Here is a 3,159-nt window from a genome sequence, read left to right on the forward strand (position 1 = left end):
CGTTGTTCTACCGGGGCTCCACGTCCCGTTTCACCGCCCGGCGATCTGCCCGCGTGTCTCCCCGGACCGCATCCTTCAGGCCACAGAAAGCCTCGTTGTCCGGTTCGAAATCTCTGAGATCACCTCAGTCACGCGAAATGCCCACTTGAGAAATTCGCTATCTTCAAGAAACGCGGGTAGACTTATAGCAGTCCGGCAATGACAAACTTCCCATCTCGGGGCTGACTTGTCACACCGGCTCACCCCAGAAGGGGGATGCCATGCCGACCTCGTATCGCACTCGACGCCCCATCCGGCCAAGCACGGACCGCACCGTTCAGGTGACGGGCCTTCCCCGGTTCTGGTCGGCCTCGCTCGCAGCAACGGCAGTCATCGTGTTCGCCGTGTCCCAGATGACGATCTCGCCGGTCATCGCACTGATCGTGGCGTTGGCGACGGCCGCGGCCGGTGCGCTCGCCGGCACCCGGATCTTCGGAACCGGCCGGAACCGCCGAACGCCAAGCCGCGTATCGGCTCGCGGCCGGCGCTAGCGCGACCAGCACGCCACCCCACGGCGGTGCGGGGACCACGACGGTCCCGCGCCGGGCATGAGCCCGACCGCCGCCCACCGAACGATCGGACATCCTCATGACAACCACGCACACTGCTCGCACGGAAGGCCATCCCACAAGGGAGACGGCCGTCTTCGCCCACCCCGACCACACACTCGTCAGGGTGCGCGGTGACCTCGACATCGCCACCGCACCGGTGCTGCGGGAACAACTGATCGCCGCACTCCGCCCCCGCACGGGACCGCTGATCCTGGACCTGTCCGGAGTCTCGTTCTGCGACGCCGCCGGACTGGCGGTGCTGATCGGTATCCAGCGCCGTGCCGTCGCCCGCGGCATCGTCATGCTGCTGGCCGCCCCAGGACCGAGGCTGTCCGCCCTGCTGGAACTCACCGGGCTGGACCGCGGCCTGTCGGTCCACCAGACGGTGACCGATGCGCGCGTCTGGTCCCGCACCCACACCGACGTGATCCGCCATCAGCCCCATCGGGTGTCCTCCGCGATCCCGGCACGTTGAGCCCGCCATCGGTGGAGGTGCGCTTCGAACCGCACGCCCCGGCGCGCAAGACTGCTCTCCCGCGAGAACAGCAGCACATCACCTCAAGCGCGGGCACTGCCCCATTCGTCCTGGCGCTCCCGCGCCCGAGGCCGGGCTGAGCCTGCACCTGCCCACGCAGTACACCATCATCGTCTCCGTCCTGTCCTACTGGATGATTCGGCCGGGGACGGTTGGGTGCGTGGCGGCTTGCCCGGGCCCGGAGACGCGGTTGATGGTGCTGATGGGCCCTATTCCGGTCCACCCGCGTCGATCGGCGATCACGCTGCCCTCGTTCGCATCAGGAGGCCGCCGGTCCAGGGCCGCCCGCTCGGGGAGGAGCGGGCGGCCCCGGAGCCTTGGCCCAATTTCCCCTAGGCAGTGTGGACCGGCCACGTCCCAGCCAAGCAGGATGACCCGAGGATGGACACAGCCAATCCATGCGCAACCCATCACTCGCGCTGATAACCGCGTCGCCTCGACCGGAAATCCGCAGCAAATCAGGAGCGGTTATTTCGCGCGCCGGCGCCGGCGGGTCGCGATGCGCGAGCGAATCACCCAGAAACTATGTCCGTTTCCCGCATATCGGCGACTACTCGGGTAGACTCAAATTATCCGGTAAACGATGACATCCCCCGTTCTGGGGTTTATCCGTCACACCGGCCCGCCCCCGGAGAGGGGGGAGTCATGCAGACCTCGCACAAGCCGCGCGCCAACGGGCAGACCGGTTCGGCGTCCCAGCTCAGAGCACCTGGCCCCGGAGTGCCCGATCGGCTCAAGCCCTTGCACGCGCCGGGAACGGGAACGGTGACGGTGGCCCGCACCAGCGTGGTGTGGATCGGGCTGTGGGCCGTCGCGGTCATCTTGGCCGTCTTCATGGTGTTCGTGGTGAGCAACACCGGCGACGTACGGGTCTCCTTCGCCGGCATGAGCGGCGTCCTGCCACTGGCGCTCGTGCTCATGGCCGCCATGGCCGCCGGGATCGCGGTCACCTTGATCCTGGGAACCGCCCGCCTCACCCAACTGCGCCCGCTGACCCGCAAGCGCCTCCGCTGAGAAACCGGCCCGCCGCACCGATCGAAACCCTCCAGGAAGGCGCCCGCCATGTGGACCACCGCCGAACGCCGCACAACGATCAGCCTGTCACCGCCCTCGACCCCACGGCTGCGGCTGCGCCCGGCGGTTCCTCCCGGCTCGGCGCGGACCGCGCTGGACGGCGCCTGGTGGCCCCGGTCGGCCGACCCGGTCGCGGAGCTGCCGGGCCTGATCCTGGCCCTGCAGGACCACGGCCCCATCGATGACCATGGTCCCATCACCCACGTCCTGCTCCGGGTGGCCGACTGGGACAGCCGTCCCCGCCGGCTGCGCATCGACGGCCCGGCCGATACCCGGGTGGTGCGGCTGAGCTGGTTCGATACCCTGCCGCCCGGGCTGCTCACCGCGATCTACGCCGACGGCCGGCGCGTGGACCTGTTCTCCGTCCCGGCCGCCACGCCCCACACCGAAGCCGAAGCCTCGATGGAGCTCGCGTCGGACCCTCACAACCTCCTTCACACCCCTGACCTGCTGGCCGTCCTCACCCCGCCGCCGCCCGGCCGGACGAACCCGGCCGGCACCCCGGCGGTGCCAGAGAGCGTCTGGGAGTCCGAGGGCGGACGCCTTCGGCAAGGCGGCGCGGCGCGTTGATCCGCTCCGCCCCCCCGCACGACCCATCATCCGGCCGTACGGGTCGGCGTTCCCTGTGATCGGGGATCACCATGACCACGCTCACCACCACCGCGCCCGCCTGCTGATCCTTGACCCGGGGAGGTGGCGTCCACCGACGCGGATGGACTGGCCGTGCTGGTCGGCATCCAGCGTCGCGCCGCCGGGCTCGGCCGCCCCCTCGCCGTTCACCGCAGCCCCGGACGTCCACGCCGAAATCACCGCATGACCTTGCGAACGATGGGCTAGTGTTGTGAGTCGTTAATTCGTTGGCAGTATGCGGCGAGGGTTTCGAGGATTTCGTCGGCGGGTTTGGTCCACACGTACGGCTTGGGGTCCTTGTTCCACTCGTTGACCCAGCCGCGGACGTCG

3 protein-coding genes and 1 pseudogene are annotated in these 3,159 nt (G+C 69.0%); 3 read left to right on the forward strand and 1 reads right to left on the reverse strand.

The window, feature by feature from the left end:
* Window positions 1-627 precede the first annotated feature (627 nt).
* The 3 genes from QSK21_RS35680 (at window position 628) to QSK21_RS35690 (ending at window position 2,769) form a co-directional block, all read left to right on the forward strand.
* Entirely contained in the window at window positions 628-1,065 is a 438-nt protein-coding gene (locus QSK21_RS35680) for an STAS domain-containing protein (RefSeq protein ID WP_285702182.1), read from the forward strand.
* A gap of 705 nt (window positions 1,066-1,770) precedes the next feature.
* On the forward strand, window positions 1,771-2,139 hold the full coding sequence (locus tag QSK21_RS35685) for a LapA family protein (protein WP_285702183.1): 369 nt from the start codon (window positions 1,771-1,773) through the stop codon (window positions 2,137-2,139).
* 48 nt (window positions 2,140-2,187) lie between these two features.
* A complete protein-coding gene (locus QSK21_RS35690; RefSeq protein ID WP_285702184.1) occupies window positions 2,188-2,769 on the forward strand; it encodes a DUF5994 family protein in 582 nt (193 codons plus the stop codon).
* 263 nt (window positions 2,770-3,032) lie between these two features.
* On the opposite strand, the pseudogene QSK21_RS35695 reads toward QSK21_RS35690, so the two are convergent.
* A pseudogene (locus QSK21_RS35695) lies at window positions 3,033-3,159 on the reverse strand (IS630 family transposase); the annotation flags it as partial.

The organism is Actinomadura sp. NBRC 104412 (genome assembly GCF_030269515.1).
GTDB lineage: Bacteria > Actinomycetota > Actinomycetes > Streptosporangiales > Streptosporangiaceae > Spirillospora.